This is a genomic window from Streptomyces cyaneofuscatus (genome assembly GCF_033109485.1).
Lineage (GTDB): Bacteria > Actinomycetota > Actinomycetes > Streptomycetales > Streptomycetaceae > Streptomyces > Streptomyces cyaneofuscatus.
Genome location: NZ_CP137002.1, coordinates 2,966,973 through 2,992,678 on the forward strand (window position 1 = coordinate 2,966,973; position 25,706 = coordinate 2,992,678).

A 25,706-nucleotide genomic window follows, 5' to 3' on the forward strand; every position below is an offset into this window, starting at 1 on the left:
GGGCCGTCTACACGCGTAGAGCTGCCGAATCGTGAAACACAGACGCACGTCACAGTCCGGACGCGGGGTCCTGGACCGGTGGGAGAGCACTGCGAGAGGCGGATCTTCTTCGGTTCTTTTTCGGTGGGGCTGCGCTGACTGCTGTTCCGACTGCCGGGGCGAGGGCCCGGCGGGCCCTGTCCGCCCGCCCTGCCGGTGTGCGGCAGGGCGGGCGGACAGGGCCGGGAAACCGTCCTGGTTACGGGGCGGTCTTGACGGTGACCTTGCCGTCGATGATGTCCTGCTTGGCCTTGTCGACCGCGGCGATGACGTCCTTCATGTCGGCGAAGGCCGGGTTGGACATCGACAGCGCGACGCCGTTCTTGTCCAGGCCGTAGCGGATCTCACCGGACTGCGGCTTGCCGTCCTTGACCGACTTGATCAGGTTGAAGACCGCGTCCTCGATGTCCTTCGTGACCGAGGTCAGGATGGACTCCTTGTAGTTGGCGAGGCCCGCCTGGTTGTACTGGTCGGAGTCGACGCCGATGTTCCACTTCTTGGCCTTGGAGGCGGCCTCGATGGCACCGGAGCCGGCCAGACCGGCGGCCGAGTAGATCACGTCGGCGTTCTTGTCGAGCTGGCCCTGGGCGGCGGCCTTGCCGAGGTCGGGCTTGGAGAAGCCGTCGAAGTTCGGCGGCTGGGTCAGGTACTGCGGGAGCACCTTCACCGACGGGTCGGTGTCCTTGACGCCCTGGGCGTAGCCGGCCTCGAACTTCTTGATCAGCGGGGTCTCGACACCACCGATGAAGCCGACCGTCTTCGTCTTGGTGACCTTGGCGGCGGCGACGCCGGCCAGGTAGGAGCCCTGCTCCTCGTTGAAGACGATGTTGGCGATGTTCTTGCCGGTCACCGAGGCGTCGTCGATGATCCCGAAGGTGGTCTTCGGGAACTTCGGGGCGACCTTCTTGATGGCGGGCGCGTAGGCGAAGCCGACGCCGATCACCGGGTTGTTGCCGGCGCGGGCGAGCTCGGTGAGGCGCTGCACCTTGTCGGCGTCGCTCTCACCGTCGGAGGGCTCGGCCTCGCTGCCGTTGATGTCGAGGTCCTTCTCCGCCTTGGCGAGTCCGGCGTAGGCGGCGTCGTTGAACGACTGGTCGCCGCGGCCACCGATGTCGTACGCGATGGCGGCCTTGTCGCCGTCGGAGGCTGCGTCCGACGACGTTTTTCCGCCACACGCGGTGACGGAGAGCGCGAGGGCCGCTGACGCGACACCCACGGTGGCAATCCTGGTGATCCGGCGCAAGGGAAGGCTCCTTCAAACCTGACCGAAGCGCCTCTTCCGGCGCTGGTTTCGCGGCGATCGTAACGCGCGTAGATGTCAGATAAGAGCACGTACGGAAGCCGTTATCGGATCGTCGCGAACAGAAGGTGTCGCGCACGTCCATGGATGGACCGCGAACAGTTCGTGAAGGTGACCCTAAGACCGTCCGGCCAGCAGCGCGGCGGCCGTGAACAGCTCGACGCCCACGGTGATGGCCTCCTCGTCCACGTCGAAGTTGCCGCGGTGCAGGTCCAGACCGCGCGTGTCGCCGGGCGGCCGGACCCCCAGGCGGGCCATGGCTCCCGGGACCTGCTCCAGGTACCAGGAGAAGTCCTCGCCGCCGAGGCTCTGCTCGGTGTCCTCGATCGCATACGAACCGCGGCGCTCGGTCATCGCCGCGTCCAGCAGCCCGACGGACTCGGCGTCGTTCACCACGGGCGGCACGCCCCGTACGTAATTGATCACGGTCTTGGCCCGATGCATTCCGGCCACCTCGTCCACGGCGGCGTGCACCAGGTCGGCCGCGTCCCGCCAGGCGTTCAGGTCGAGGCAGCGGACCGTGCCGGAGAGCTCGGCGTGCTGCGGGACGACGTTGGGGGCGTGGCCGGTGTGGAGGCGGCCCCAGGTGAGGACGAGGCCGGAGCGGGCGTCGACGCGGCGGGAGAGCAGCGCGGGGACGTCCACGGCGACCCGGGCGGCGGCGGTGACCAGGTCGGTGGTGAGGTGCGGGCGGGCGGTGTGGCCGCCGGGGCCGTCGAGCGAGATCTCCAGACGGTCGCAGGCGGAGGTGATGGGGCCGATGCGCAGCCCGATCGTCCCGACGTCCACCTTGGGGTCGCAGTGGACGGCGATGATCCGCCCGACGCCCTCCAGCACCCCGGACTTGATCGCGCTGAGCGCGCCGCCCGGCATGACCTCCTCGGCCGGCTGGAAGACCAGGCGCACCGCGTTCGGCAGGAGCCCCTGGCGGTCGAGCGCGGCGAGGACGAGGCCGGCGCCGAGCACGGTGGTGGTGTGGACGTCGTGGCCGCAGGCGTGGGCCCGGTCGGGCACGGTGGACCGGTAGGGGACGTCCACCTTGGTGTCCGGGATCGGCAGCGCGTCGATGTCGGCCCGCAGCGCCAGCATGGGCGTGACGCCGTCCCACTCCCCCACGTCACAGACGAGCCCGGTCCCCACGTCCAGCACCCGCGGCTTCAGCCCGGCCTTCTCCAGCCGGTCCTTGATGGCGGCGGTGGTGCGGAACTCCTGGTTGCCCAGCTCGGGGTGCATGTGGAGATCCCGGCGGAAGGCGATCAGCTCGGCCCGGAGCTCGTCACCGAGCCTGCCGGGCAGCCCACCTCCCCCCGGCTGGTCGACCAGGTCTTCGGGGCGGGAGGCACGGGACTTCAACTGGTTCACCTGGTCAAGCGTAGGCCCCTTGGCCCCTCAACTGGCCACAGATCAACAAAACTTCAGCCGCACAGGGGAACAAAAGGCGGGATGGCGCGTGTGACGACATGTGACCGTGGGTATAACGGGGGGTTTCGGTGCCGGTGCCGACCTCCCTTACGCGTGCGCCGTCGACGTCAGCCGCTGCACCCCCCGGGCCGTCTCCGTGACCCCGCTCAGGAACCCCTGCGCGCGCGGTGAGGCCGTCGTACGGAGCCACTCCGGGGCGATGTCGCAGACCGCGACGTTCACGCCGGTACCGGCCAGGGCCAGCGGGAGGGTGTGGACCACCGTCGAGGGGAAGCTCACCACCGTGTGGCCGATGGGGCCGCGGCGGGCGATGAGTTCCAGGGGGAGGTCCGGGCGGACGATCTCCAGGCCGGTGGCGGCTTCCAGGGCGCGGAGCTTCTCGGCGGACTCGCGGCGGTGGGCGAAGTAGCGGGTGGCGCCGTGGGTACGGGCCAGGGCCGCGACCGCCTCCTGGTACGGAACCGGGTCGACCACCCCCGTCTCCACCAGCGACGTCCCCACCAGGTCCGCGCCCCGGCCGACGCTCGGCGGGCCGAAGCGGGCGCGGGTCCAGGTGAAGGTGTTGGCGGTGACGGTGACGCCCTTCGGGGGCTCGACCGGCATCGCGGTGAAGACCTCCACCGCGTGCCGGACCGTCGGGGTGAAGCGGCGCCGCGCGGTGGCCGTGACCGGGGCCAGGAGCAGCTCACGGGGGCCGACGCGCCCCTTGCGGTGCCAGCGGGTCAGCCGCTCGCCCCGGGCCAGCTGGGTGACGAACTCCATGGTCGCCGTGCCGTCGTCGACCACCGTGAGGCGCTCGGCGCGGACCAGGGTCAGCAGGAGCTGCACATAGCGGGAGAAGGGGTCGCCGATCACGATGTGGTCCGCCCGCCTGACCAGCCCGGCCAGGGCGCGCAGGGCCTTGAGAGGCGCGCCGGAGTCCCCGCGCGCCTCCTGCCAGCGGACGGTGATGCCCTCGTCGCGGGCCAGCTCCGCCATCCTGCGCAGCTGGCCGCGCGACATCGGGTCGACCGGGGGGAGGACGACGACCGTGGTGGCGGCCGGATCGTCTCCCCCCATGGCGTGGGTCCACTCCAGGACGTTCAGGAGCTGGACCGGGCTCTCGACGAAGGCGAGGTTCACCGGTCGGCGCTCAGACCGCGACCGGCTCGGGGGCCGGGGCGTTCTCGGTCTCGGCGACGACGCCCGCGACCCGGCGGAGCTTCTTCATCGGGCCGAGCTCGGACTCGTACACCTTCTTGACGCCGTCGCCGAGGGAGGCCTCGATGGTGCGGATGTCGCGGACCAGGCGGGTCAGGCCCTGCGGCTCGACGGAGGCGGCCTGGTCGGAGCCCCACATGGCGCGGTCCAGGGTGATGTGGCGCTCGACGAAGGTGGCGCCCAGCGCGACGGCGGCCAGGGTGGTCTGGAGGCCGGTCTCGTGGCCGCTGTAGCCGATCGGGACGTTGGGGTATTCCTGCTGGAGGGTGTTGATGACCCGCAGGTTGAGCTCCTCGGCCTTGGCCGGGTACGTGGAGGTGGCGTGGCAGAGCAGGATGTTGTCGCTGCCGAGCACCTCGACCGCGTGGCGGATCTGCTTCGGGGTGGACATGCCGGTGGAGAGGATCACCGTACGGCCGGTGGCGCGCAGGGCGCGGAGCAGCTCGTCGTCGGTGAGCGAGGCGGAGGCCACCTTGTGGGCGGGGACGTCGAACTTCTCCAGGAAGGCGACGGCCTCGGTGTCCCACGGGGAGGCGAACCAGTCGATGCCGCGCTCGGCGCAGTGCTCGGAGATGGCGCGGTACTCCTCCTCGCCGAACTCGACGCGGTGGCGGTAGTCGATGTACGTCATCCGGCCCCAGGGGGTGTCGCGCTCGATGTCCCACTGGTCGCGCGGGGTGCAGATCTCCGGGGTGCGCTTCTGGAACTTGACCGCGTCGCAGCCGGCTTCGGCGGCCGCGTCGATCAGGGCGAGGGCGTTGCCGAGGTCACCGTTGTGGTTGATGCCGATCTCGCCGGTGATGTAGACGGGGTTGCCGGGTCCGGCGGTACGGGTGCCGAACGTGCGCAGGCGGGAGGTGCTGCTCATGGTGGTGCTTCCTTACTTGGTGGGGACTGTGGGGACAGAGGGAGTGGTCGTGAGGGTGGGGCCCAGCAGCCAGGCCGCGATCTCGCGGATGGCGCCGTAGCCGCCGGGGGTGGTCGTGACGGCGCGCGCCGCGGCGCGTACCGAGTCGTGGGCGCTGCCGACCGCCACGGGCCAGCCCGCGAGGGCGAAGCAGCCCAGGTCGTTGACGTCGTTGCCGACGTAGAGCACGCGGTCGGGGGCGATGTCCTGCTCGTCGCACCACTGCTTGAGCGCCTCGTCCTTGCGGTCGATGCCGTGCAGGACGGGCACCTGGAGCTTGCGGGCGCGGGCGGCGACGACCGGGTTCTGTTCGGTGGAGAGGATCAGCAGCGGCACGCCCGCCTTGCGGAGGGCGGCGATGCCGAGCCCGTCGCCCCGGTGCACGGCGACGGTCTCGCGGCCGTCGGAGTCGACCATGACCCGGTCGTCGGTCTGGGTGCCGTCGAAGTCCAGGACCACCGCGTCCACGTCCGCGAGGGAGGGCAGCGGCGCCGGGTCCAGGAGCGGGGCGAGGGCGCGGGCGCGGGCCAGGTCGTGCGGGTCGTCGATCTCCAGGACCCGGGCCGGGTCGGTGGCGACGAGCGCGGTGTGGCCGAAGAAGCGGTGGCGGTGGGTACGGAAGCCCGCCGCGTCCATCGCGTAGGCGGCACCGGTCTCCAGGAAGTCCTGGGGGCGGTCCTGGCGGCGGGGGCGTACGGACTTGTCGTGGTTGACGCCGTACGTGCCCTCCTCCACCGCGGCCCCGTCGCGCCAGACGAACCCGTGGAACGGGGCGACGGTGACGGCCGTGTCGGCACCCTCGCGGGCCACCGCCCGGGCCACGCCGTCGATGTCCTCGCGGGAGACGAACGGGCTGGTGCACTGGACGAGGAGGACCACGTCGACCGTGCGGGAGCGCTCGGCCTCGTAGGTGTCCAGCGCGTGCAGCACGGCCGCCTCGCTGGTCGCGGTGTCGCCCGCGATGGCGGCGGGGCGCTCGACGCAGTGCAGCCGGCCGGCGGCGCCGAGGTGGGCGGCGGCGGTGCGGGCGGCCTCCGCGATGGCCGCGTCGTCGGTGGTGACGACGACGTCGGTGACCTCGGGGGCGGCGAGCGCGGCGCGCACCGCACGGGCCACCAGCGGGATGCCGCCGACCTCGGCGAGGTTCTTGGCGGGGACGCCCTTGGATCCGCCGCGGGCGGGGATCACGGCGAGGACGGTCGGGGGCGGCTGCATCGCTGCTCCTGGTGTGATGGCGGTTCCTGAACTGGTCGTCACAGCTCCCCCATCCGGCGGATCACCGGGGCGACGCGCTGGACGCCGTGCCGGTAGGCGCCGCGCGCCGCGTTGCGGACGGTCTCCCGCACCGCGCCCCGCACCCGGCCGGTCTCCTGCGGCGCGGCGGCGCCGGGCAGGGGTATGCCGTCGGGGGCCAGGTGGTGGCGGGCGAGGATGCCGGGGAGGTAGCCGGGGGCGGTTGCGGGCGTGTAGTAGGGGGCGAGCGGCGGGAGCTGGCCGCTGTCCAGCAGGGCGGCCACCTTGGCGCGGGCGGTGTCGTAGGCGGTGGAGTACGAGCCGTCGGCGGCGACGCCCTGGCCGGCCAGCCACTGGCCGTCGGGGCGCGGCCGGTACCCGCCGTCGAGCCGGTCCCAGGAGGTGAGGAGCCCGGAGCCGACGAAGTGGTGGTTGCCGAGGGGCTCGCGTACGCCGAGGTCGGTGAGGACCGCGGTCGGGATGCGGCGGTGCAGGGACTCCAGGGCGGCGGTGGAGGAGACGGTGACCAGGAGGTCGGTACGGTCCAGGACCTCGCCCATGTGCCCGTACACCAGACGGAAGTTGGGCGGCAGCCCGCCGGGCACCTTCTGCGCGAGCTTCTGGTACGGGAGTTCCTCGATGTGCGTGGTGTGCTCACCGGGCTTGGAGCGCAGCTTGAGCAGCACCTCGCGGCGGGGGTGCAGCCGGGCGTGCTCGACGAGCCGGCGGAGCAGGTACGTACGGTCGGCGCGGGAGGCCGGTACGGAGGGCTGGGCGGCGAACACCACGGTGTCGCGGCCCTCTTCGGCGCGGTACGGGGCTCCGCCGAGGAAGGGCAGCGCGGCCTCGGTGACGGCGGAGGAGTCGGCGCCCACTCCCTCGTACACCGCGCGGAAACGCTCCGCGTCGTGGGCCGAGTTGGCGAGGACGACGTCGGCGCCGTGGCGCAGGAGGAGGCCGTCGGCGAGCTTCTCGTAGACGACGCCCACGTACCCGGTGACGATGACGGGCCGACGTTCCAGCTTAAGTGCGGCCAGTCCGTGCAGCATGGCCTGGACGCCGCCGCCGACGAGGGCGAGGACGACGACGTCGTAACGCTCGTCGCGCACGGTGTGCAGGAACTCGACGGCGGTGACCTCGCGGACCCTCTCCGCGTCGATGCCGACCTCTCCGACCTCCGCGAGCTGGCGGGGCGTCGGGGTGGCCCGGCCGCGCAGCAGCAGCCCGCTCACCTCGACGGGGCGCGCGCCCCGCTCGTCCTCTCCGGCAGCCTCGGCGGCCCCGGCGGTCAGGCGGCGCGCGGTGAGCGCGCCCCATTTCCACCGGGTGTCGGAGTCGGCGAGGACGGCGACCCGCAGCGCCGGGCGGGGCTCGGCGGGGGTCGGGGCCGGATCGGCCGCATTGCTGGTACGTGGGGGCACGTCCTAGAAGCTAGGAAGGCATTTCGATGCGCGGCCCAACGCGACAGCAACAAATGGTTAACAGCGAGCCGACGGTTGGGGATTTCGCCGCCCGAAGCGGCCAACTGGCTCCCAATTCAGTTCGATTCACTGTTCGGACATTCATCGTTCACCCGCAGTACCTTTCCGGGACAAGGAAAGTGCCGGGCCTCCGACTAGCGTGACGCGGGTGGTTAAGCTCTCCGTCATCGTGCCGTTCTTCAACGTGCAGACATACGCGCCCGACACCCTCAGAAGCCTGCGGTCCAACGCCCGCGAGGACTTCGAGTTCATCCTCGTCGACGACTGTTCGACCGACGGGACGGCCGAGGTCCTCCAACGCGCGAGGAAGGACATTCCCGGCGCGAAGGTGATCGTCCACGAGCGCAACGGCGGTCTGGCCACGGCCAGGAACACCGGCCTCGACGCGGCGAGCGGGGAGTATCTGACCTTCCTGGACGGCGACGACTGGTTGGCTCCCGGCTACTTCGCGGAGCTGGTCGCCGCAGCCGAGCGGCTGGAGTCCGACTTCGTCCGCGCCGACCATGTGCAGGTCACCGGCCGTACGCGGACGGTGCACCGGGTGCCGCACGGCCTGCGGAACGTGGTGCTCAGCCCCCGCTCGGTGATCCTTCCGGCCGACCGCACGACCTCGGTGGACTATCCGTACGCCTGGGCCGGTATTTACCACCGCCGCCTTCTCGACCGGGGACTTCTGCATTTCACCGACGGTCTGCGCACCGCCGAGGACCGGCCCTGGATCTGGCGGCTGCACCGGGAGGCGGAGAGCTTCGCGGCGGTCGGACTGCTCGGCGTCTTCTACCGGCGGGGAGTCGCCTCCTCGCTCACGCAGATCGGAGATGTCCGGCAACTCGATTTCATCCGGGCATTCGACCAGGTCATCGCGGAGACATCACAGGACCGCGACGCGGATATTCTGCTGCCGAAGGCCATTCGTACGTATTGCGCGGTCATGGCCCATCACCTCGGCTCCATAGAACGGTTCGAACCGCCCGTGGCCCGGACGCTGCGCTCCATGAGCGCCGCCGCCCTGCACCGGCTTCCCGGCGACCTCCTCGACGAGACCCTGCTCTCGCTGGGCGACCGGCGCGCGGCTCTGCTGCGCCGGGTGCGGCGCCGCGCCGCCGGTGCCGAACCCACGCCCGCCGCCTCACCTGCCGCCGCCACCGGAGCCCGTGCCTGATGTCTGCCATCCGTTCCACCCAGCTCTTCTTCGCGGCCTCCCAGTACGCCGCCGCCACGGTGACCGCGGCGATCCGGGCAGGGCAGTTCGGCCCGCGCGCCGAACACCGCCGGCTGCTGATCGTCAGCGACACCTCGCCCGCCCCCGAGGTCGGCACCCCGCTCGACCGGATGGCCGGATTCGCCTCGCTCCGGCCGGAGTTCGACGAGGTCCACTCGTGGAACGCGTTCATCAGGCCCTTCCACCCGGCCGGCTGGTTCCCGCGCGAGCAGGACACGCTGCTCTGGGAGCGGTACCTGCGGCTGGCCTGGGAGCTGGGCGACGGGCCGGTGGAGATCGCCTGCGAGTCCATCCAGGCCAACCCGTCCAGCGCGGTGGCCAAGATCTTCGGCGAGAGCCCCATCCATCTCTACGCCGACGGGCTGATGAGTTACGGGCCCACCCGCAGCAAGATCGATCCGCTGATCGGCACCCGGGTGCGGCGCCTGCTCCACCTGGACCTGGTGCCGGGGCTGCGGCCGCTGCTGATGACCGAGTTCGACGTCGAGCCGGAGGTCGTGCCGACGATCGAGTTCCTGAAGGTGCTGGGCGAACTTGCCTCCTCCGCAGAGGAGTTCACCGCACCGACCGACTCCCCGGCGCTGCTGCTCGGCCAGTACCTCTCCGCCATCGACGTCCTCACCGCCGACGAGGAGCAGGAGCTCCATCTGCGGATGCTGCGCGGCACGGTGGCGCTCGGCCACACCCGCGTCGTCTTCAAACCGCACCCCGCCGCCCCGGTGAGCTGGTCGCGCGCCCTGGAGCAGGAGGCCGAGCTGCTCGGCGCCGAACTCACCGTCCTGGACTCCCCGGTGATCGCCGAGGTGGTGTACGAGCGGACCCGCCCCGCGCTCGTCGTGGGCGCGTTCTCCACCGCGCTGCTCACCGCCGCCACGTTCTACGGCATCCCCGTCGCGAGGGTCGGCACCGAGGAACTGCTCGCCGCGCTGACCCCGTACCAGAACAGCAACCGCGTCCCGGTCACCATCGTCGACGCCCTGCTGCCCGCCCTGGAGGACCGGGAGGCGGTCACCTCGTGGCGGCTGCCGGGCGAGGAGCGGGTGCGCGCGGAGCTGTCGGGTCTGGTCACGGCCGTCGGCTTCGCCATGCAGCCGCAGATCTACCCGGGGCGGCGTGCCGCCGCCGAGGAGTACCTCGCCGCACATCCGGACCCGGCCTCGTCCCCGTACTTCCGGCGCCGCCGCCTCACCTCGCTGGCGCTGCCGGGGGCACTGCCGGGGCAGCTCGACTTCATCCCGCGCAATGCGACGGTCCGCAGGATCGCCCGGCAGGCCGTCGCCTGGAAGCGGGGCGCGGGCCGGCGGCTCCCCGGTGTCCGCAGCGCGCGCGGCTGAGGGCGCGGGGATGAGCGGGGGACGAGCAGGGAGATGAGCGGGGGGATGGACGTGACGAGTACGCGGACGGGTGCGCCGACGCTGCCGGTGCAGGAGGTCCGAGCTGCGGAACCGGTGCGTCCGGCCGCCGCGGCGGCCGGGAAACGGGACCGGATGCGGGCCCTGGACGGGCTGCGCATCGTGGCCGCCCTGATGGTCTGTCTCTACCACTACGCCGGCAAGGAAGGGACGGTCGCCGAGTCCTGGGGCCAGTCGCCCGCGCACCTCTTCCCGACGCTGTCGTCGTTCGCGACCTACGGCAGCCTGGGGGTGCAGCTCTTCTTCATCATCAGCGGCTTCGTCATCTGCATGAGCAGCTGGGGCCGTACGGTCGGTGACTTCTTCCGCTCCCGGGTCGCCCGGCTCTACCCGGCGTACTGGGCGGCGATCGTCGTCGTCACGGCCGCGGCGGTCCTGCTGCCCGTCGTCGTGGAGCCGCTGCGCCTGGACGAGCTGCTGGTCAACCTGACCATGCTCCAGCAGCCGATGGGTGTGGACCGGGTGCTCGGGGTCTGCTGGACGCTCTGGGTGGAGCTGCGCTTCTACGTCCTGTTCGCCGTCTTCGTCGTCTGGCGCGGGGTGACGTACCGCCGGGTGGTGGTCTTCTGCTGCGGCTGGACCCTGGCGGGCGCCTTCGCCCGCATAGCCGACCATCCGCTGACCGACGCCCTGGTGATGCGGGACCACGCGCCGTACTTCATCGCGGGCCTCGCGCTGTACCTGATCCACCGGCACGGCAGCGACCTGCTGCTCTGGGGCATCGTCCTGATCAGCTGGCTGCTGGGACAGCGGTACTCCGTCACCGCGCTGTGGCACCCGGGCGGGGGCGGCGAGTTCGGCCGCTCCCCCTATGTGATCCAGCTGATCGTGACCCTCGCCTTCGTGGCGGTGGCCGCCGTGGCGCTGGGCTGGCTGCGGTGGGCGAACTGGCGCTGGCTGACGTTCGCAGGGGCCTTGACCTACCCCTTCTACCTGCTGCACGAGCACCTGGGCTGGTTCGCGATCCGCGTCATGAGCCGCGGCCTGCACCTGCCGCCGCAGCTGACCCTCGTCGCCACGGTGGTGGCGGTCCTGGTGCTGGCGCATCTGCTGCACCGGTTCGTCGAGAAGCCGATCGGACCGCGGCTGAAGCGGACGATGACGCAGCAGAGCCTGCGGATGCGGTCCCGGGCCTGAGCGGGCCTGAGCGGGCGGCATCCCCGGTTCGCAGGCGGCTCCCTGCCCCGGCCGTCCGAGGACCGACCCGCACGGGGCCTCAAGCCACTTGACCTCAAGTTGGCTTGAGGTCCTACCTTCGGGGCATGGACTACTCACACGACGACGCAGGACTCGCCCGCCAGCCGATCGGTTACTGGAGCTGGGCCGCACACGACGCGACGGTCACCCACATCCGGTCGGCACTGGCCGAACACGGGCTTACGCAGCCGCCCTGGTGGGTGATCAACCAGGTCATCGGCGCGGGGGAGAACGGCCGCGGCCGCGCCGAGGTGGTCACCATGCTCGGCGGGTACCTCGACACCGGTGCGGACGGCATCGAGGAGGCCGTCGACGAACTCCTCCGGCGCGAGCTGATCACCCAGGACAACGGGGACCGGCTGCGGATCACCCCCGAGGGGCTGGCGCTGCGCGACCGGGCGTCCGTAGAGGTCGCGCGGGCCCGAGCGGAGATCCACGAGGGCATCCCCGACGAGGAGTTCGTCGCCGCGCTGAAGGTACTCCAGCGGATGATCCGGAACGTCGGGGGGAAGGCCTGGCACGAGTAAGGGAGCCGGCCGAGGCCTCCGTACGCCTACACGCTGCTGAGCGAGAGCTTCGCCGCGAACCCGAGGAACAGCACGCCCGCCGCCGAGGTCGCCCCCGCCGAGAGCCGCTTGCGGCGGCGGAAGGCGGCGGCCAGGCGGGTGCCGCCGAAGATCAGCGTCGAGAGGTACAGGAAGCTGGCGAGCTGGAGCAGCGTGCCCAGCAGCAGGAACGACAGGGCCGGGTAGGCGTAGCCGGGGTCGACGAACTGCACGAAGAACGAGATCAGGAACAGGATCGCCTTCGGGTTGATCAGGCTGACCACCAGCGCCCGGCGGTACGGGTTCTCCGCCCCGGCGGCGGGCGCCTCGGCCGCCTCCGCCAGTTCGGCGGTGCGCTGGTGGCGTTCGCGCCACAGGGACACCGCCGCCCGCAGCATGCCGATCGCCAGCCAGGTCAGATAGCCGGCGCCCGCGTACTTGACGACGGCGAACAGCAGGGGTGTGGTCTGGAGGAGGGACGCGGCGCCCAGCGCGGAGAGCGTCATCAGGACGGTGTCCCCGGTCCACACTCCGGCGGCGGCTTTGTAGCCGGTGCGTACCCCGCGCCGGGCGGCGACGGAGAGTACGTACAGCGAGTTCGGGCCCGGCAGGAGAACGATCAGCAGCAGGCCCGCGAGGTAGGTCGGAAGGTCGGTGACACCCAGCATGGACGGAGTTTCGCACATCTGTCCGCCGGCTCGTCCAGCCGTCTCGCCGTGACCTTTCGGCCGTCCTGCCGTGACCTGAGGGCACTAGCGTCGTGTGCGGGATTCGACCATGGGGCAGGACGGGCATCCCGTCAGGGAACACCGGTGAACCGCCGGTGACGCACCGGATCGATCGGACGGCGGGCCGGACACGGCCCTGGGGGGGATGGCGGGGATGGCGGACAGCGACGTGGGTACGGCGCGCGGCGCGTACGGGAGCGGGGGCGGCGGCCGGCGCTCCGCGCGGGCGGTCACCGTGACCGCCGCCGGGGTGCTCGCCATGGCCACCCTGGCGATGGGGTGCGGGCCGCAGGACCCCGGGGCGGACGCGCTGCGACAGCCGACGGCCCGGGCGGCCACCGCACCGCCCGCGCCCGCCCCCTCGCCCACCGACGACGGCAAGGGCGCGACCGGGGACGTCACCCCGTCCGCGAGCCCTTCGGTACCGCCGCCCGCGAGCCCCTCGGCACCACCCGCCGCACCGGTCACCGCACCACCGCCGACCGCCCGGCCGAGCGCCGCACCACCGCCACCGCGGGTCCTCCTGCGGACCGGCTCCGAGGGGGCTCAGGTACGCGAACTCCAGGCCAGACTGCGGCAGATCGGGCACTTCGGGCGCACCCCGACCGGCTACTACGGCACGGTCACCGCCGAGGCCGTCCGGTCCTTCCAGGCCAAGCGGGGTACGGAGGCGACCGGCGCCACCGACGCGGTCACCTGGCGGAAGCTGCTGGCCATGACCCGTACGCCGACGGCCGACGAGCTGGACCCGCCGACCGAGCGGCCGGTGGCCAAGCCTGATGAGCGGTGCCTGACCGGCCGGGTGCTCTGCATCAGCAAGAAGAGCCGGACCCTGGCGTGGATGATCGACGGCCGGGTCGTCTCCGCGATGGACGTGCGCTTCGGCTCGGAGTACACGCCCACCCGCGAGGGCGAGTTCCCGGTGTTCTGGAAGTCCCGGGACCATGTGTCGACGCTGTACGACACCCCGATGCCGTACGCCCTGTTCTTCAGCGGGGGCCAGGCCGTGCACTACTCGGCCGACTTCGCGGCCAACGGCTACGGCGGCGCCTCGCACGGCTGTGTGAACGTCCGGGACAAGGCGAAGGTCGCGGCCCTGTTCGACCAGGTGAAGAACGGCGACAAGGTCGTCATCTACTGGTGAGTGACCGGGCGGCGGGAGAGGGCGCGGGCGGGACCGGGGGAACGTGTCCCGCCCGCGCCGATGCGCTGAGCCGAAGGTACGGGGGGAACCCCGGCTCGTCGCGCTGCCGATGACCAGTCGGCTCACTCTGTACTGCGCCCGGCGCCCGAAAAACGTCACACTTGTGGCCGGCGCACCTTCGTACGGAGGAAAAGGCGCAGGTCAGCGGGTGAGTACGGCGGCCGGGGCGGTCGGATCGGCCGGAGCGGGAACCGCCGGCCTCAGCGGAACCGCGGCCTCCGCCCGTACGCCGACATCGGCCCGGCGCTCACCGTCGGCGGGCGGGGCGGGCTCGAAGGAGACGGGCGGCAGTGAGCCGCCGCCACCCGGTCCGTCGTCGTCCCCGCCGCCGCCGGAGGAACCCCCGCCGTCGGACCCGCCGGAGCCGCCCCCGCCGAGGAGCCGGTCGCAGAAGCGCTCCAGGTTCTCCTCGCCCTTGGCCAGCTGGATCAGATGGCGCCGGCTCCGCTCGTCGAGGGTGCCGTCACGGAAGGCCTTGCAGGCCTTGACCGACTTCTCGTACCAGTTGCCGTCCTGGTCGCCCTGGCCGCCGGAGCCGCCGGGGCGCTCGTCGCGTCCCGCCGGGTCCTTGGAGGCGTCCTCGCGCCCGGATCCGCCGCCCGACCCTCCGGAACCGCCTGAACCGCCCGATCCGCCGGAACCGTCCGGTCCGCCCGGGCGGTTCCGGCCGCCCGTGGGGTCGTCGTCCGGCACGAGTGCGGTTCCACCGGTCCCGGATCCGGATCCCGTGGGCTCCTCGGACGCGCCGGGCCGCCGGCTCTCGGGCGAGGAGACCGGTGCGGGGTCGTCGGGCGGGGAGGGCAGGGCTTCGGCGGACGGGTCGTCGGCGGGCAGCCCGGACACCAGGGGTTCCGGGGTCGCCGCCGATACGGAGGAGGCGGGCGCGGGTGAGCCCTGACCGCCGAAGGGGACCGGGAGCATCCCCGTACCGGCGGCGACCGCCACCCCGCCGAGCGCGCAGCCCGCGAGCGAGACGGCCAGGCCGAAGCGGACCGGGCGGCTCCAGCGCGGGCGGCGCAGGGGTGCGGCGGGGGCGGCGCCGATGTGGACGGAGTGCAGCGTTCCGGGCTGCCCGGGGAGTGCGGCGCCCGCGCTCCGCCCGGCGAGCCGGTCGCCGCCGGCCCGGGTGGCCTGCCGGAACGCGGTGAGCACGGCGTCCTCGCCGGGGAGTTCACCGGCCGGGGTACGGCGGACGGCGCGGGCCGCACCGAGTGCTTCGGCGAGCCGGAAGGCGTCGTCGCGGGCCTGGTCGCCGAGGGGTACGACCGGCTCGCCGCGGAGCAGTTTCTCCGCCGCGTCCTTGTCGAGCCACTCGTACTGCTCGTCGGCCATCACATGTCCCTCTGCGTCCACGGTCGCGAATGCGTCACACCGGGAGTGACCCCGGCCGGCGCCGCCGGACCGCCCCTACCGGGGCGCTGAGAGGGTACGGCACCGAGCCCCGAACCGCCGCCCTGGCCCTGACCTGCGTCGCTGCCGGCCTCCTGAGCCGACGCCCGGTCCGGCCCTTCGGGGCCACCGCCGGGGGCGGGCGCACCGGCGGGGAGGGGCGGGTCGGGGTGGTCGGCACCGAGGAGTTCGGCGAGCCGCTTGAGGCCGCGATGGGCGGCGGTCCGTACGGCGCCGGGGCGCTTGCCGAGGGTCTGGGCGGCGCTCTTCGCGTCGAGCCCGACGACCACGCGCAGCACGACGGCCTCGGCCTGGTCCTGCGGGAGCTGGGCGATGAGGGACATCGTGCGGTCGGTGTCGAGCGCCTCCATGGCGTCACCGGCCGTGTCGGACTCGGCGGGCCGGCCGGTCAGCTCGGTCTCGTCGCCGCCGATCGCGGGGCGGCGGCTGCGCATCCGCAGATGGTCGAGCGAGCGGTTACGGGCGATCCGGGCCGCCCAGCCCCGGAAGCGGTCGGCGTCCCCGCTGAACCGGTCGAGGTCGCGCGCTATCTGGAGCCAGGCCTCGGACGCGACATCCTCGGCGTCCGGCTCGCCCACCAGCGTCCGTATGTAGCCCAACAGCCGTGGCTGCACAGCGCGGTACACAGCACGGAAGGCGTCCTCGTCCCCGTCCTGTGCCGCGAGCACCGCGGCGGTCAGCTCCGCGTCGTCCCCCAGCACTCCCTCAACCCGCCCCGCTGTCCTCAATCGCAGCTGGTCACCACTGCTGCGCCACTCTGCGCGACTCAGCACGCTACGTGGTCGGCAGGGGTCACGTCCATGACTTGTACAACTCGCAACAATTCGCGGCCCTCGGTGCGGTGTGACAGAAAACGCAGGCGCGGCGCTGAGATGAGTACGGGGTCGTGCTGCGACCCCGTGGAAGACGGCCGGGGCCTCTCCTGTGGGGGGTGGCGGCCCCGGTCGTCGCTCCTTCTCCGCCTGTGCTGTGACCAGGCACACCTCTGCGCGATCACCAGGGGGTGTCCCCTTCACGACCGTCGCCACGGGCAAGATCCGGCGTCACGCGAACCCGCTGAAGATGGTGTCGCCCGCCAACGTCCGGGACATGGCGCGCGTGCCGCTCGGGGTCCCAGGCGCGCAAGGCGGTCGCCGGGTTCCGGCCGGACGTCGTCCTCGCGACCGGCGGTTACGTCGCCGTGCCGGCCGGGCTCGCCGCCCGGATGTGCCGGGTGCCGCTGGTCCTGCACGAGCAGACCGTCCGCCTCGGCCTCGCCAACCGGAAGCTGGCCGGTTCCGCCGCGCGGATCGCCGTGTCCTCGGAGTCGACCCTGCCGCTCCTGCCGGAGAGCGTGCGGCCGGCGGCGGTGGTCACCGGCAACCCCGTACGGCCGGAGGTCCTGACCGGGCACCCGGACAAGGCCGTGACCGCGCTCGGGCTCCACGCCTTCGACCGGCGCCTTCCGACGGTGTACGTCACCGGCGGGGCGCAGGGGTCGCAGCAGATCAACGACGTGGTCGGCGGCGAACTGCCGTGGCTGCTGGAGCGCGCCAACGTGGTGCACCAGTGCGGCCCGGCCCATGTCGCGGCACTGTCCGCGCGTGCCGCAGGGCTTCCGGCCTCCCTCGCCGCCCGGTACCACCTCACCCCGTTCGTCGGGCCGGAGCTGCCGGACGTGCTGGCGCTGGCCGATGTGGTGGTCTCCCGCAGCGGTGCGGGCACCCTGGCCGAGCTGACCGCCCTGGGCAAGCCCGCCGTGTTCATCCCGCTCGCCTCGGCGGCCGGGAACGAGCAGGCGCACAACGCCCGTCACCTGGAGGAGTCCGGGGCGGCGGTCGCGCTCCTCGGGGACGTCGACGGTGGGCGCCTGCGCGAGGCTGTCGGGCCGCTGCTCGATGATCCGGCGCGCCGGGAAGCGATGGCCGCGGCGGCCAGGGCGCACGGCCGGCCGGATGCCGCGGAGAGGCTCGTGGACGTGATCCTGTCCGCAGCCACCCGGTAGGTCAGCGGCCGTCGGCGGCCACCGTCAGTGGTCGCCGGCCACGGCCCGGTCGCTCAGTGGTCGTCCCAGTGGCCGTCGTGGGCCGAGTGCCGGTGGCCGTCGTGGACGTAGTCCACGTGGTCGCCGTGCGGGACCGCGACATGGCCGCAGTCCTTGCCGTGCTGGTGGTCGTGGCCCTCGTGCACCGCGTGCCCGGACTTCGCGCATTCGTCCACGTGGTCGCCGTGCACGCGGTGCAGGTGGTCGTCGTGGACGTAGTCGACGTGGTCCTCGTGCGGGATGGCGACATGCCCGCACCCCGGAGCGTGCCGGTGGGCGTGGTCGGGGTGGGGGCGGTGCTCCGTGGTGGTGGACATCTGCGCGGCTCCTCGTCGAGTGGGGCATGGGTGTGACGGCCGGAAGCCGGACACCCACACCTCGCGGCTTATGGCCGATTTTATCGCCGTTCGCCCACTATTTGCGGGGGACACCTCCGCGCGAAGGCCCTGGTCACCCCCGGATGCGGGCCCGGCGTGACATCACCGCGCGCAGCACCCGGCGCCCCTCGATCGACAGGTCCAGGGCCTTGCGCACCCCGGCCCCGCTGCCCGCCGTGCCGGCGGTCTCCGCGAGGATCTCCAGGATCCGGACCTGCCGCTCCAGCTCCCCCGCCACCAGCGGCCCCACGCCGTCCGCCTCGCCGCCGCGCGCCGCCTTCAGCAGGGTGGCCGCGTCCTGCGGGACCTCCCCGTCCGGGGCGTCGAAGCGGCCGTGGATCTCCAGCGCGACCAGCGAGCAGGCGTCGGCCCACTCCCGCAGGGGTGCGGGGTCGAAGTCGGAGGGGGCGGCCCCCAGCATCGCCCGCACCCGTGCGGCCGGTCCGTCGCTGACGGCCTCGTCGTCCATCGCCGTACGGACGGCCGCGAGGCGGATGGCCCATTCCCGCCCGTCCTCACAGCTCGCCCAGAGCGGGCGCAGCGGTTCGGGCCCGTCCGGTCCCGCCAGCAGTGGCAGGCAACGGTCCAGGCAGGCCACAGCACTGGCGGCGAGCGCTCGCTCGTCGGCGCGTTCGATCAGTTCCAGCAGACTCATCGACGTCTCCCTCGGTCTACCGCGTACTGCGCCGAATGGCCGAAAAGCGTCACTTCTGAGCAGCTGTCAGCGGTGCGCACCCGGGACCGGCGGCGCGGGAACCGGGGGCTGCACCGCGCGTTCCACCTGCATCCGGGTGAGGGCGCGGACGAAGAGGATGGCCAGGACCGCGGCGGCGATCTCCAGCGCGTCGGCGGCGGCCACCAGCGCGAGGGCGTGCGCCTGCTGCTCCGGCTCCATGGAGGTGTCCTGCACGTACGCGGTGATCCGGTCGGTGAGGAGCGTCGCGATCCACAGGGCCCACCAGAAGTTGAGCGGGGCCCGCGGGACGGCCGTCCGGCCGCCCTCCGGGCCGATCGGGGCGCTGCCCGTCCAGATCCCGTCGGCCACCCGGTAGGGGAACCAGAGGTTGGCCACGGGGACGAACCAGCCGCCCACGGCCCAGCCGGGCCCCATCTTCTGCACGCTCGGGTCGAAGACCTCGGCGTTCCGGCGGGACCGGTGGAACCAGAGGATGAAGAGGATGCCGGTGACCAGGAAGACGGCCGACTGGACGTCCGTGAGGGTGTCGTGGAGGCGGGCGGCCGACTGGACCCGGCCGAGCTGGACGGCCGCGTAGTCGGCGGCGGCGAAGCTCTGCCACGCGGAGCGCAGGTGGAGTCCGCTGACGATGGCGACCAGGTCGGTGGCGATGACCGTACCGAGCAGGGCGGTCACGGCCCAGGACAGGCCGACCGGTGAGCGCGGCCAGTCGCCGACGCCCCAGCCGCCGGGGCCGGTGGCCCGGGGCTGCATGTCCTCGGGCAGCGGGGGCCGGGTGCCCGAGCAGAAGGTGCAGAGGCCGTCGTCGGTGACGGCCGTTCTGATACGGCAGCGGGTGCAGAGCATGCGGCGTTCCCCCCAGGGCGTGGTCGTGGTCGGTGACCTCTCACGTCCCTCCCCAGGGGCGCGCGGTCGGCGGACCGTAGCCCGTGGACGGTGCCGCTGTCCAAAGGCCGTCCACGGCTTGCACGGTCCGCCGACCGATCCCGCGTGCCGTCAGCCCGCGCTGCCCGTCCGGGTCGCCAGCTCCTGGAACTGTGCCCAGGTCAGCTCGGGCTTCCGCGGGTCCCACAGCTTCTGCGAGGTCGCGACGAGCGGCATCCTGATGCCGTCCGCGACCTGCTGCGTGGTCTGCGCGTTCGGCAGGTCGCCCCAGACGGCGAACCGGCCGCCGAGGATCTGCGGCGAGTAGCGCTGCGCCACCGGCTCGGTGCCGCGCAGGACCATCGGGGTCCACTGCTCGTAGATCCGCTTGCCGGTCGGGTAGACGAACTCGTTCGGCTCGCCGAGCACGTAGTACAGGAACTCGTCGTTGAGGTTGAGCATCTTGTAGCCCTCGGCGAGGTACTCCTGCGGGGGCCGGGCGCCGATCTCCTTGCCGGTCCAGTACTCGATCTCGATGTTCTTGTCGGCCTTGACCTTCGAGTCGCGGAAGAGGCCGTCGTTCCACGCCTTGGCGGTACGGCCCTTGGGCTCGACCACGGCCGCCCGGTCGTTCAGCCACCCCGTGGCGAGGTCCTCGATGGTGGCGCCCGAGCCGTGCTTCTGCTCGGCGGCCCGCTGGAGCTGCGGGTAGGAGGCGGCCGGGTCGCTGACCATCAGCGCCTGGTACTCGTCGGCGCCCAGGTGCCAGTACTTCCCGGGGAAGAGCTCGGTGTACTCGTCCAGCAGCTCGTCGATCAGCTTCGCCGCGCCCGGCTTGGAGATGTCGATGGACCCCGGCGACTCCCGGCCCTGGGTGTTGCGGAGCTGGAGGTCGGGGTGGGCGCGCAGCACCGCGCCGAGGTGTCCGGGCGAGTCGATCTCGGGGACGACCTCGATGTGCAGGCTGTTGGCGAGGCCGACGATGCGGCGGACCTCGTCCTGGGTGAGGGCCTCGTCCGAGACGACCTCGGGGTGGCTCTCGGACTCGATCCGGAAGGCCTGGTCGTCGGAGAAGTGCAGGCCCAGCTGGTTGAGCTTGAGGTCGCCCATCTCGCGGATGCGGTCCTCGATCCACTCCGCGCTGTAGTGCTTACGCGCGATGTCGAGGTTGAGCCCGCGCTGCGGGCGGTCGGGCCGGTCGTTGACGACGCCCTCGGGGAAGGTCTTGTCGGCCTTGAGGGACTGCTTGAGGGTGCGGGTGCCGTAGAACACGCCAGACTCGTCGGGACCGGTGATCTTCACCTTCCGGTCGCGGACGGTGAGGGTGTACGACTCGGCCGGCCCCTGGCTCTTCGCGCCGAGCGCCAGCTCGACGTCCCCCTCGCGGGGCGTCTCGGCTCCCCGGTAAGGGAGCTTCAGCTCCTTGGCGAGCAGCTGGGCCTCGTCGGCGAGCACCTGGCTGCCCTTGGCTATGACGATCGAGCTGTCCTTCCCCGGCTGCCAGCCGGGCCCGCGCTCGGCGGTGTGCTCGCGGACCGCCGGGATCGTGCTCGGCGTGCTGGAGAGCGGGTAGCTGCGGGAGGGCGACGGGGCAGCCGCCGTGGCGGAGGTCCCGGACGGGGACGCCGCGTCGCGGGAGGGATGGCTGCCGGAGCCCTCCGGCCAGACGACGACGGTGAGGACGACGGCGGCCGCGGCCGTGACAGCCGCGCCGGTGACGAGGGCACCACGCGTGGGCGACATCGGTCAGATTCCTCCGGAATAGGGGCCAGGGGACAGGTAGGGGGCAGGGGTGAGTGAATAGGCTGAAAGGTTGACATTTTTGCTGACGATCCGCCCACCGAGAACGATCGCGGAGCGTACAGAACCCCGGGCCTCGCAGGTCAGGCGGCTGTCAAACGTTCCGAAACTCTCCCGTTCGGGTGATTTTTGGCCGATCCCCCGGACGGCCGCCGACCGATCTCGCTAGCGTTGCGGCACATTCGCCTCTCCCTTCACTTCCACCCCGCGAACGTCCCACTCGCGCCCCGCACGCGCCCCACCTTCACCCCGGCTGCGCCCCCGCCGGGCAACCTTCTTGCCCTTCTGCCCCTCTTTAAGGGTCACAGGTGTCGTTGATTCGAGGAGTCCACGCTGTCCAGGTCCAGCGAGTCCCCCGCCGGCCTGCCCAAGCAGTCCACGCCCCCGGCCGGGCCCTCCGCCATACCCGGGCAGCACCGCCGCCCGCCGCAGGTCAGCGGTGGCTTCGGCGTACCCCCCGCCGACCTGGCGGCCGGGCTCGCCCGGTTCAACGAGGCCCCCTTCACCACGGCCGAGGCCGCGCTCCTGGAGTGCTGCGGCAGCCGCCGCTGGGCCCACCGGATGGCCGCCCACCGCCCCTTCCCCGACCTGGCGTCCCTGCTGGCCGCCTCCGACGAGGCGGGGTACGACCTGGCGCCCCGCGACATCGCGGAGGCCCTCGCCGCCGAGCCCGCCCCCTGCCTGCACCACGACGCGCCGCGCGCAGCGCACCTGGCGCTGCGGGCCGCGCACGCGGCGTACGAGAGCAGATTCGGCCATTCCTTCGTGATCTGCCTGGACGCCCTCCCGCCCTCGCAGCACGTGGACCAGGTCCTGGCCGGGATCCGGGTCCGGATGGAGCACGAGGTGGACGAGGAGCGGGCCGTGACCGCCGACGAGCTGCGGCGACTCGCCCGGAGCCGGCTGGTCGAGCTGGTGGCCGAGGGCTGGTGACCCGGGGCGGCGCCCGACAGAGGGAGGCGCCTGCGGCCGTGCCCGGGAAGACACCCTCTAGCCCGTACGTGCCTGTTTGATTGCCACTTTGATCACACCAGAGGCCCCGGCGCGAACGAACCGACAAAGCGTCGCTACGATGGCCGGGGCCGGTGGACCGTACCCGGCCGGGTCAGACCGACAGTCAAGCCGGCCGACCCCAATCCCCGCTCCCGGAGGGTTCTTCCGTGCCGGCTGGAACGCTGTACCGCGGCCGGGAAGGCATGTGGTCGTGGGTGGCTCATCGAGTCACCGGTGTCCTCATTTTCTTCTTCCTGTTCGTACATGTCCTGGACACCGCACTCGTCCGCGTCTCCCCGGAGGCTTACGACGAAGTCGTGGCCACCTACAAGACGTGGCCTGTCGCGTTCCTCGAATACGGCCTCGTGGCCGCCATTCTCTTCCACGCGCTGAACGGTCTGAGGATCATCGCCGTGGACTTCTGGGCCAAGGGCCCGCGCTTGCAGAAGCAGATGCTCTGGACCGTGGTGGGCATCTGGATCGTGCTGATGGTCGGGGCCCTGTACCCCGTCCTCGGCCACGCCGTACGCGAAATGTTCGGGAGCTGAGGCCCATGTCCAGCGAGACCTCTTCCGCAGCCGCGATCGGCGACGTCGAAGGCGTGAGCCTGTACGACGTCGACCACCCGGCCCCGGTGATCGAGCCCCCGCGCAAGCGCACCAGCAAGACGCCCAAGGCTTCGCGCGGCAACTTCGAGATGTACGCGTGGCTCTTCATGCGTCTCTCGGGTGTCGTCCTGGTCGTCCTCGTCATCGGTCACCTGCTGATCCAGCTGGTGCTCGACGGCGGCGTCTCCAAGATCGGCTTCGCCTTCGTGGCGGGCCGCTGGGCCTCGCCGTTCTGGCAGGCCTGGGACCTCATCATGCTGTGGCTCGCCATGCTCCACGGCGGCAACGGCCTCCGTACGGTCATCAACGACTACGCCGAACGGGACAACACCCGCTTCTGGCTGAAGATGCTCCTGTACACCGCCACGGTGTTCACCGTCCTGCTGGGCACGCTGGTGATCTTCACCTTCGACCCGAACATCCGCTAGGCGCCGGGACAGAGGGACCAGAGGAAAACCATGCAGATCCACAAGTACGACACCGTCATCGTCGGCGCCGGCGGCGCCGGCATGCGCGCGGCCATCGAGTCGACCAAGCGCAGCCGTACCGCCGTGCTGACGAAGCTCTACCCCACCCGCTCCCACACGGGCGCCGCGCAGGGCGGCATGGCCGCCGCGCTCGCCAACGTGGAGGAGGACAACTGGGAGTGGCACACCTTCGACACGATCAAGGGCGGCGACTACCTGGTCGACCAGGACGCCGCCGAGATCCTCGCGAAGGAGGCCATCGACGCCGTCCTCGACCTGGAGAAGATGGGCCTGCCGTTCGGCCGCACGCCCGAGGGCAAGATCGACCAGCGCCGCTTCGGTGGTCACACCCGCAGCCATGGTGAGGCCCCGGTCCGTCGCGCCTGCTACTCCGGCGACCGCACCGGCCACATGATCCTCCAGACGCTGTACCAGAACTGCGTCAAGGAGGGCGTGGAGTTCTTCAACGAGTTCTACGTCCTGGACCAGCTGATCACCGAGGTCGACGGGGTCAAGAAGTCCGCCGGCGTCGTCGCGTTCGAGCTGGCGACCGGCGAGATCCACATCTTCCAGGCGAAGTCGGTCGTCTACGCCTCCGGCGGCACCGGCAAGTTCTTCAAGGTGACGTCCAACGCGCACACCCTGACCGGTGACGGCCAGGCCGCCTGCTACCGGCGCGGCCTGCCGCTGGAGGACATGGAGTTCTTCCAGTTCCACCCGACGGGCATCTGGCGCATGGGCATCCTGCTGACGGAGGGCGCCCGCGGTGAGGGCGGCATCCTCCGCAACAAGGACGGCGAGCGCTTCATGGAGAAGTACGCGCCCGTCATGAAGGACCTCGCGTCCCGTGACGTCGTGTCCCGCTCCATCTACACGGAGATCCGTGAGGGCCGCGGCTGCGGTCCCGCCGGTGACCACGTCTACCTGGACCTCACCCACCTGCCGCCGGAGCAGCTGGACGCCAAGCTCCCGGACATCACCGAGTTCGCGCGGACGTACCTCGGCATCGAGCCCTACACGGACCCGATCCCGATCCAGCCGACCGCGCACTACGCCATGGGCGGCATCCCGACCAACGTCGAGGGCGAGGTGCTGGCCGACAACACCACCGTCGTCCCGGGCCTGTACGCCGCCGGCGAGGTCGCCTGTGTCTCGGTGCACGGCGCCAACCGCCTCGGCACCAACTCGCTGCTCGACATCAACGTCTTCGGACGGCGTTCGGGCATCGCCGCCGCCGAGTACGCGGTGAAGAGCGACTTCGTCGAGCTGCCCGAGAACCCGGCCCAGCTCGTCGCCGACCAGGTGGAGCGGCTGCGCGACTCGACGGGCACCGAGCGGGTCGCCGACCTGCGCACGGAGCTCCAGGAGTGCATGGACGCCAACGTGATGGTGTTCCGCACCGAGCAGACCATCAAGACGGCGGTCGCCAAGATCGCCGAGCTGCGCGAGCGGTACCTCAACGTGTCCATCCAGGACAAGGGCAAGCGGTTCAACACCGACCTGCTGGAGGCCATCGAGCTGGGCAACCTGCTCGACCTGGCCGAGGTCATGGCGGTCTCCGCACTCGCCCGCAAGGAGTCCCGCGGCGGTCACTACCGCGAGGACTACCCCAACCGCGACGACGTCAACTTCATGCGCCACACCATGGCGTACCGCGAGGTGGCCGCCGACGGCGCCGAGTCGATCCGGCTCGACTACAAGCCGGTCGTGACGACCCGCTACCAGCCGATGGAGCGTAAGTACTGATGGCTACCCCGACCCTGGACAAGACCGACAAGGCCGAGGCCGGCTTCGCCGACTCGCCGTTCATCACGGCCACGTTCCGGATCCGCCGCTTCAACCCCGAGGTGTCGGACGAGGTCCAGTGGCAGGACTTCCAGATCGAGATCGACCCGAAGGAGCGTGTCCTCGACGCCCTTCACAAGATCAAGTGGGAGCTCGACGGAACCCTGACGTTCCGCCGTTCCTGCGCGCACGGCATCTGCGGTTCCGACGCGATGCGGATCAACGGCAAGAACAGGCTCGCCTGCAAGACGCTGATCAAGGACATCAACCCGGAGAAGCCGATCATGGTGGAGGCCATCAAGGGCCTCACGGTCCTCAAGGACCTCGTGGTCGACATGGACCCGTTCTTCCAGGCGTACCACGACGTCATGCCCTTCCTCATCACCAAGGGGAACGAGCCGACCCGCGAGCGCCTGCAGTCCGCCGAGGACCGCGAGCGGTTCGACGACACCACCAAGTGCATCCTGTGCGCCGCGTGCACGTCCTCGTGCCCGGTGTTCTGGAACGACGGCCAGTACTTCGGCCCGGCGGCCATCGTCAACGCGCACCGCTTCATCTTCGACTCGCGCGACGAGGGCGGCGAGCAGCGGCTGGAGATCCTCAACGACCGTGACGGCGTGTGGCGTTGCCGCACCACGTTCAACTGCACGGACGCCTGCCCGCGTGGCATCGAGGTCACCAAGGCGATCCAGGAGGTGAAGCGCGCGCTCATCACGCGTCGCTTCTGATCCCAGCGAGGGCCCGTTGCTGCGTACGGGCGATGTGAGCGGTACGGTCGTGCGGAGCTCACGA

General features: G+C 71.7%; 23 protein-coding genes and 1 pseudogene. 11 read left to right on the forward strand and 13 right to left on the reverse strand.

Going from position 1 to position 25,706, the window contains the following annotated elements; all coding sequences use genetic code 11:
• Window positions 1–238: 238 nt before the first annotated feature.
• From R2B67_RS12565 to R2B67_RS12590, 6 genes are all read right to left on the reverse strand, one after another.
• Complete coding sequence (locus tag R2B67_RS12565) at window positions 239–1,282, reverse strand: BMP family lipoprotein (protein WP_317817926.1); 1,044 nt, start codon at window positions 1,280–1,282, stop codon at window positions 239–241.
• Between the two features lie 174 nt (window positions 1,283–1,456).
• A complete protein-coding gene (locus R2B67_RS12570; RefSeq protein WP_237329557.1) occupies window positions 1,457–2,692 on the reverse strand; it encodes an amidohydrolase in 1,236 nt (411 codons plus the stop codon).
• Between the two features lie 156 nt (window positions 2,693–2,848).
• Complete coding sequence (locus R2B67_RS12575) at window positions 2,849–3,883, reverse strand: hypothetical protein (RefSeq protein ID WP_317817928.1); 1,035 nt, start codon at window positions 3,881–3,883, stop codon at window positions 2,849–2,851.
• 10 nt (window positions 3,884–3,893) lie between these two features.
• Window positions 3,894–4,829 (reverse strand): N-acetylneuraminate synthase family protein, encoded by a 936-nt coding sequence (locus R2B67_RS12580; protein WP_018510447.1) that lies wholly within the window; start codon window positions 4,827–4,829, stop codon window positions 3,894–3,896.
• A 12-nt stretch (window positions 4,830–4,841) separates the two neighbouring features.
• Window positions 4,842–6,083 carry a cytidylyltransferase domain-containing protein gene (locus tag R2B67_RS12585; RefSeq protein ID WP_317817936.1) on the reverse strand — a complete coding sequence of 414 codons (1,242 nt, stop codon included), beginning with the start codon at window positions 6,081–6,083 and terminating at the stop codon, window positions 4,842–4,844.
• A gap of 38 nt (window positions 6,084–6,121) precedes the next feature.
• Window positions 6,122–7,522 carry a DUF6716 putative glycosyltransferase gene (locus tag R2B67_RS12590; protein WP_317817937.1) on the reverse strand — a complete coding sequence of 467 codons (1,401 nt, stop codon included), beginning with the start codon at window positions 7,520–7,522 and terminating at the stop codon, window positions 6,122–6,124.
• A 208-nt stretch (window positions 7,523–7,730) separates the two neighbouring features.
• Here R2B67_RS12590 and R2B67_RS12595 point away from each other — a divergent pair, with 208 nt between their 5' ends.
• The 4 genes from R2B67_RS12595 to R2B67_RS12610 all read left to right on the forward strand — a co-directional run bounded on the left by R2B67_RS12595 (window position 7,731) and on the right by R2B67_RS12610 (window position 11,940).
• A complete protein-coding gene (locus R2B67_RS12595) occupies window positions 7,731–8,744 on the forward strand; it encodes a glycosyltransferase family 2 protein (RefSeq protein WP_317817939.1) in 1,014 nt (337 codons plus the stop codon).
• Complete coding sequence (locus R2B67_RS12600; RefSeq protein ID WP_317817941.1) at window positions 8,744–10,138, forward strand: polysialyltransferase family glycosyltransferase; 1,395 nt, start codon at window positions 8,744–8,746, stop codon at window positions 10,136–10,138. Before R2B67_RS12595 ends, R2B67_RS12600 begins: the two co-directional genes overlap by 1 nt.
• A 45-nt stretch (window positions 10,139–10,183) precedes the next feature.
• Entirely contained in the window at window positions 10,184–11,353 is a 1,170-nt protein-coding gene (locus tag R2B67_RS12605) for an acyltransferase family protein (RefSeq protein WP_317817943.1), read from the forward strand.
• A 125-nt stretch (window positions 11,354–11,478) separates the two neighbouring features.
• Complete coding sequence (locus R2B67_RS12610) at window positions 11,479–11,940, forward strand: MarR family winged helix-turn-helix transcriptional regulator (protein ID WP_317817945.1); 462 nt, start codon at window positions 11,479–11,481, stop codon at window positions 11,938–11,940.
• Window positions 11,941–11,966: 26 nt separating this feature from the next.
• Here the strand turns inward: R2B67_RS12610 and leuE are convergent, their stop codons facing one another.
• Entirely contained in the window at window positions 11,967–12,626 is a 660-nt protein-coding gene (gene leuE, locus R2B67_RS12615) for a leucine efflux protein LeuE (RefSeq protein WP_317817947.1), read from the reverse strand.
• A 214-nt stretch (window positions 12,627–12,840) separates the two neighbouring features.
• Here leuE and R2B67_RS12620 point away from each other — a divergent pair, with 214 nt between their 5' ends.
• Window positions 12,841–13,830 carry a L,D-transpeptidase family protein gene (locus tag R2B67_RS12620; protein WP_317817948.1) on the forward strand — a complete coding sequence of 330 codons (990 nt, stop codon included), beginning with the start codon at window positions 12,841–12,843 and terminating at the stop codon, window positions 13,828–13,830.
• 201 nt (window positions 13,831–14,031) lie between these two features.
• Here the strand turns inward: R2B67_RS12620 and R2B67_RS12625 are convergent, their stop codons facing one another.
• A complete protein-coding gene (locus tag R2B67_RS12625; protein ID WP_381075310.1) occupies window positions 14,032–15,243 on the reverse strand; it encodes a hypothetical protein in 1,212 nt (403 codons plus the stop codon).
• Window positions 15,222–16,001, reverse strand: a complete 780-nt coding sequence (locus R2B67_RS12630; protein ID WP_317817950.1) for an RNA polymerase sigma factor — start codon at window positions 15,999–16,001, stop codon at window positions 15,222–15,224. Before R2B67_RS12630 ends, R2B67_RS12625 begins: the two co-directional genes overlap by 22 nt.
• A gap of 268 nt (window positions 16,002–16,269) precedes the next feature.
• On the opposite strand from R2B67_RS12630, the pseudogene R2B67_RS12635 reads away from it, so the two are divergent.
• Window positions 16,270–17,284, forward strand: a pseudogene (locus tag R2B67_RS12635) (UDP-N-acetylglucosamine--N-acetylmuramyl-(pentapeptide) pyrophosphoryl-undecaprenol N-acetylglucosamine transferase).
• A 53-nt stretch (window positions 17,285–17,337) separates the two neighbouring features.
• Here R2B67_RS12635 and R2B67_RS12640 read toward each other — a convergent pair.
• From R2B67_RS12640 to R2B67_RS12655, 4 genes are all read right to left on the reverse strand, one after another.
• A complete protein-coding gene (locus R2B67_RS12640) occupies window positions 17,338–17,640 on the reverse strand; it encodes a hypothetical protein (RefSeq protein WP_317817952.1) in 303 nt (100 codons plus the stop codon).
• A gap of 133 nt (window positions 17,641–17,773) precedes the next feature.
• A complete protein-coding gene (locus R2B67_RS12645) occupies window positions 17,774–18,355 on the reverse strand; it encodes a hypothetical protein (RefSeq protein WP_018510459.1) in 582 nt (193 codons plus the stop codon).
• 66 nt (window positions 18,356–18,421) lie between these two features.
• Window positions 18,422–19,243 carry a DUF4328 domain-containing protein gene (locus R2B67_RS12650; RefSeq protein ID WP_317817954.1) on the reverse strand — a complete coding sequence of 274 codons (822 nt, stop codon included), beginning with the start codon at window positions 19,241–19,243 and terminating at the stop codon, window positions 18,422–18,424.
• Between the two features lie 150 nt (window positions 19,244–19,393).
• The gene (locus R2B67_RS12655; RefSeq protein ID WP_317817956.1) at window positions 19,394–21,004 is read right to left on the reverse strand and encodes a beta-N-acetylhexosaminidase; all 1,611 of its coding nucleotides are present in this window, start codon (window positions 21,002–21,004) and stop codon (window positions 19,394–19,396) included.
• A gap of 459 nt (window positions 21,005–21,463) precedes the next feature.
• On the opposite strand from R2B67_RS12655, the gene R2B67_RS12660 reads away from it, so the two are divergent.
• The 5 genes from R2B67_RS12660 to R2B67_RS12680 all read left to right on the forward strand — a co-directional run bounded on the left by R2B67_RS12660 (window position 21,464) and on the right by R2B67_RS12680 (window position 25,642).
• Window positions 21,464–21,994, forward strand: coding sequence for a 2-oxo-4-hydroxy-4-carboxy-5-ureidoimidazoline decarboxylase (locus R2B67_RS12660; RefSeq protein WP_381075313.1), 531 nt, complete (start codon window positions 21,464–21,466; stop codon window positions 21,992–21,994).
• A gap of 227 nt (window positions 21,995–22,221) precedes the next feature.
• Window positions 22,222–22,602, forward strand: a complete 381-nt coding sequence (gene sdhC / locus R2B67_RS12665) for a succinate dehydrogenase, cytochrome b556 subunit (protein ID WP_026241188.1) — start codon at window positions 22,222–22,224, stop codon at window positions 22,600–22,602.
• Between the two features lie 5 nt (window positions 22,603–22,607).
• Window positions 22,608–23,090 carry a succinate dehydrogenase hydrophobic membrane anchor subunit gene (locus R2B67_RS12670; protein ID WP_015610867.1) on the forward strand — a complete coding sequence of 161 codons (483 nt, stop codon included), beginning with the start codon at window positions 22,608–22,610 and terminating at the stop codon, window positions 23,088–23,090.
• Window positions 23,091–23,120: 30 nt separating this feature from the next.
• Window positions 23,121–24,875 carry a succinate dehydrogenase flavoprotein subunit gene (sdhA, locus tag R2B67_RS12675; protein ID WP_317817962.1) on the forward strand — a complete coding sequence of 585 codons (1,755 nt, stop codon included), beginning with the start codon at window positions 23,121–23,123 and terminating at the stop codon, window positions 24,873–24,875.
• Entirely contained in the window at window positions 24,875–25,642 is a 768-nt protein-coding gene (locus R2B67_RS12680; protein ID WP_317817964.1) for a succinate dehydrogenase iron-sulfur subunit, read from the forward strand. Before sdhA ends, R2B67_RS12680 begins: the two co-directional genes overlap by 1 nt.
• The last annotated feature ends 64 nt before the right edge of the window (window positions 25,643–25,706 follow it).

What these genes read in the sequence shown, in the direction of transcription:
- leuE (WP_317817947.1), bottom strand. Translation starts at nt 12,626, where the DNA reads ATGCTGGGTGTCACCGACCTTCCGACCTACCTCGCGGGCCTGCTGCTG.
- R2B67_RS12580 (WP_018510447.1), bottom strand. Translation starts at nt 4,829, where the DNA reads ATGAGCAGCACCTCCCGCCTGCGCACGTTCGGCACCCGTACCGCCGGA.
- R2B67_RS12610 (WP_317817945.1), top strand. Translation starts at nt 11,479, where the DNA reads ATGGACTACTCACACGACGACGCAGGACTCGCCCGCCAGCCGATCGGT.
- R2B67_RS12655 (WP_317817956.1), bottom strand. Translation starts at nt 21,004, where the DNA reads ATGTCGCCCACGCGTGGTGCCCTCGTCACCGGCGCGGCTGTCACGGCC.
- R2B67_RS12585 (WP_317817936.1), bottom strand. Translation starts at nt 6,083, where the DNA reads ATGCAGCCGCCCCCGACCGTCCTCGCCGTGATCCCCGCCCGCGGCGGA.
- sdhA (WP_317817962.1), top strand. Translation starts at nt 23,121, where the DNA reads ATGCAGATCCACAAGTACGACACCGTCATCGTCGGCGCCGGCGGCGCC.
- R2B67_RS12650 (WP_317817954.1), bottom strand. Translation starts at nt 19,243, where the DNA reads ATGCTCTGCACCCGCTGCCGTATCAGAACGGCCGTCACCGACGACGGC.
- R2B67_RS12640 (WP_317817952.1), bottom strand. Translation starts at nt 17,640, where the DNA reads ATGTCCACCACCACGGAGCACCGCCCCCACCCCGACCACGCCCACCGG.
- R2B67_RS12645 (WP_018510459.1), bottom strand. Translation starts at nt 18,355, where the DNA reads ATGAGTCTGCTGGAACTGATCGAACGCGCCGACGAGCGAGCGCTCGCC.
- R2B67_RS12620 (WP_317817948.1), top strand. Translation starts at nt 12,841, where the DNA reads ATGGCGGACAGCGACGTGGGTACGGCGCGCGGCGCGTACGGGAGCGGG.
- R2B67_RS12680 (WP_317817964.1), top strand. Translation starts at nt 24,875, where the DNA reads ATGGCTACCCCGACCCTGGACAAGACCGACAAGGCCGAGGCCGGCTTC.
- R2B67_RS12600 (WP_317817941.1), top strand. Translation starts at nt 8,744, where the DNA reads ATGTCTGCCATCCGTTCCACCCAGCTCTTCTTCGCGGCCTCCCAGTAC.
- R2B67_RS12670 (WP_015610867.1), top strand. Translation starts at nt 22,608, where the DNA reads ATGTCCAGCGAGACCTCTTCCGCAGCCGCGATCGGCGACGTCGAAGGC.
- R2B67_RS12605 (WP_317817943.1), top strand. Translation starts at nt 10,184, where the DNA reads ATGGACGTGACGAGTACGCGGACGGGTGCGCCGACGCTGCCGGTGCAG.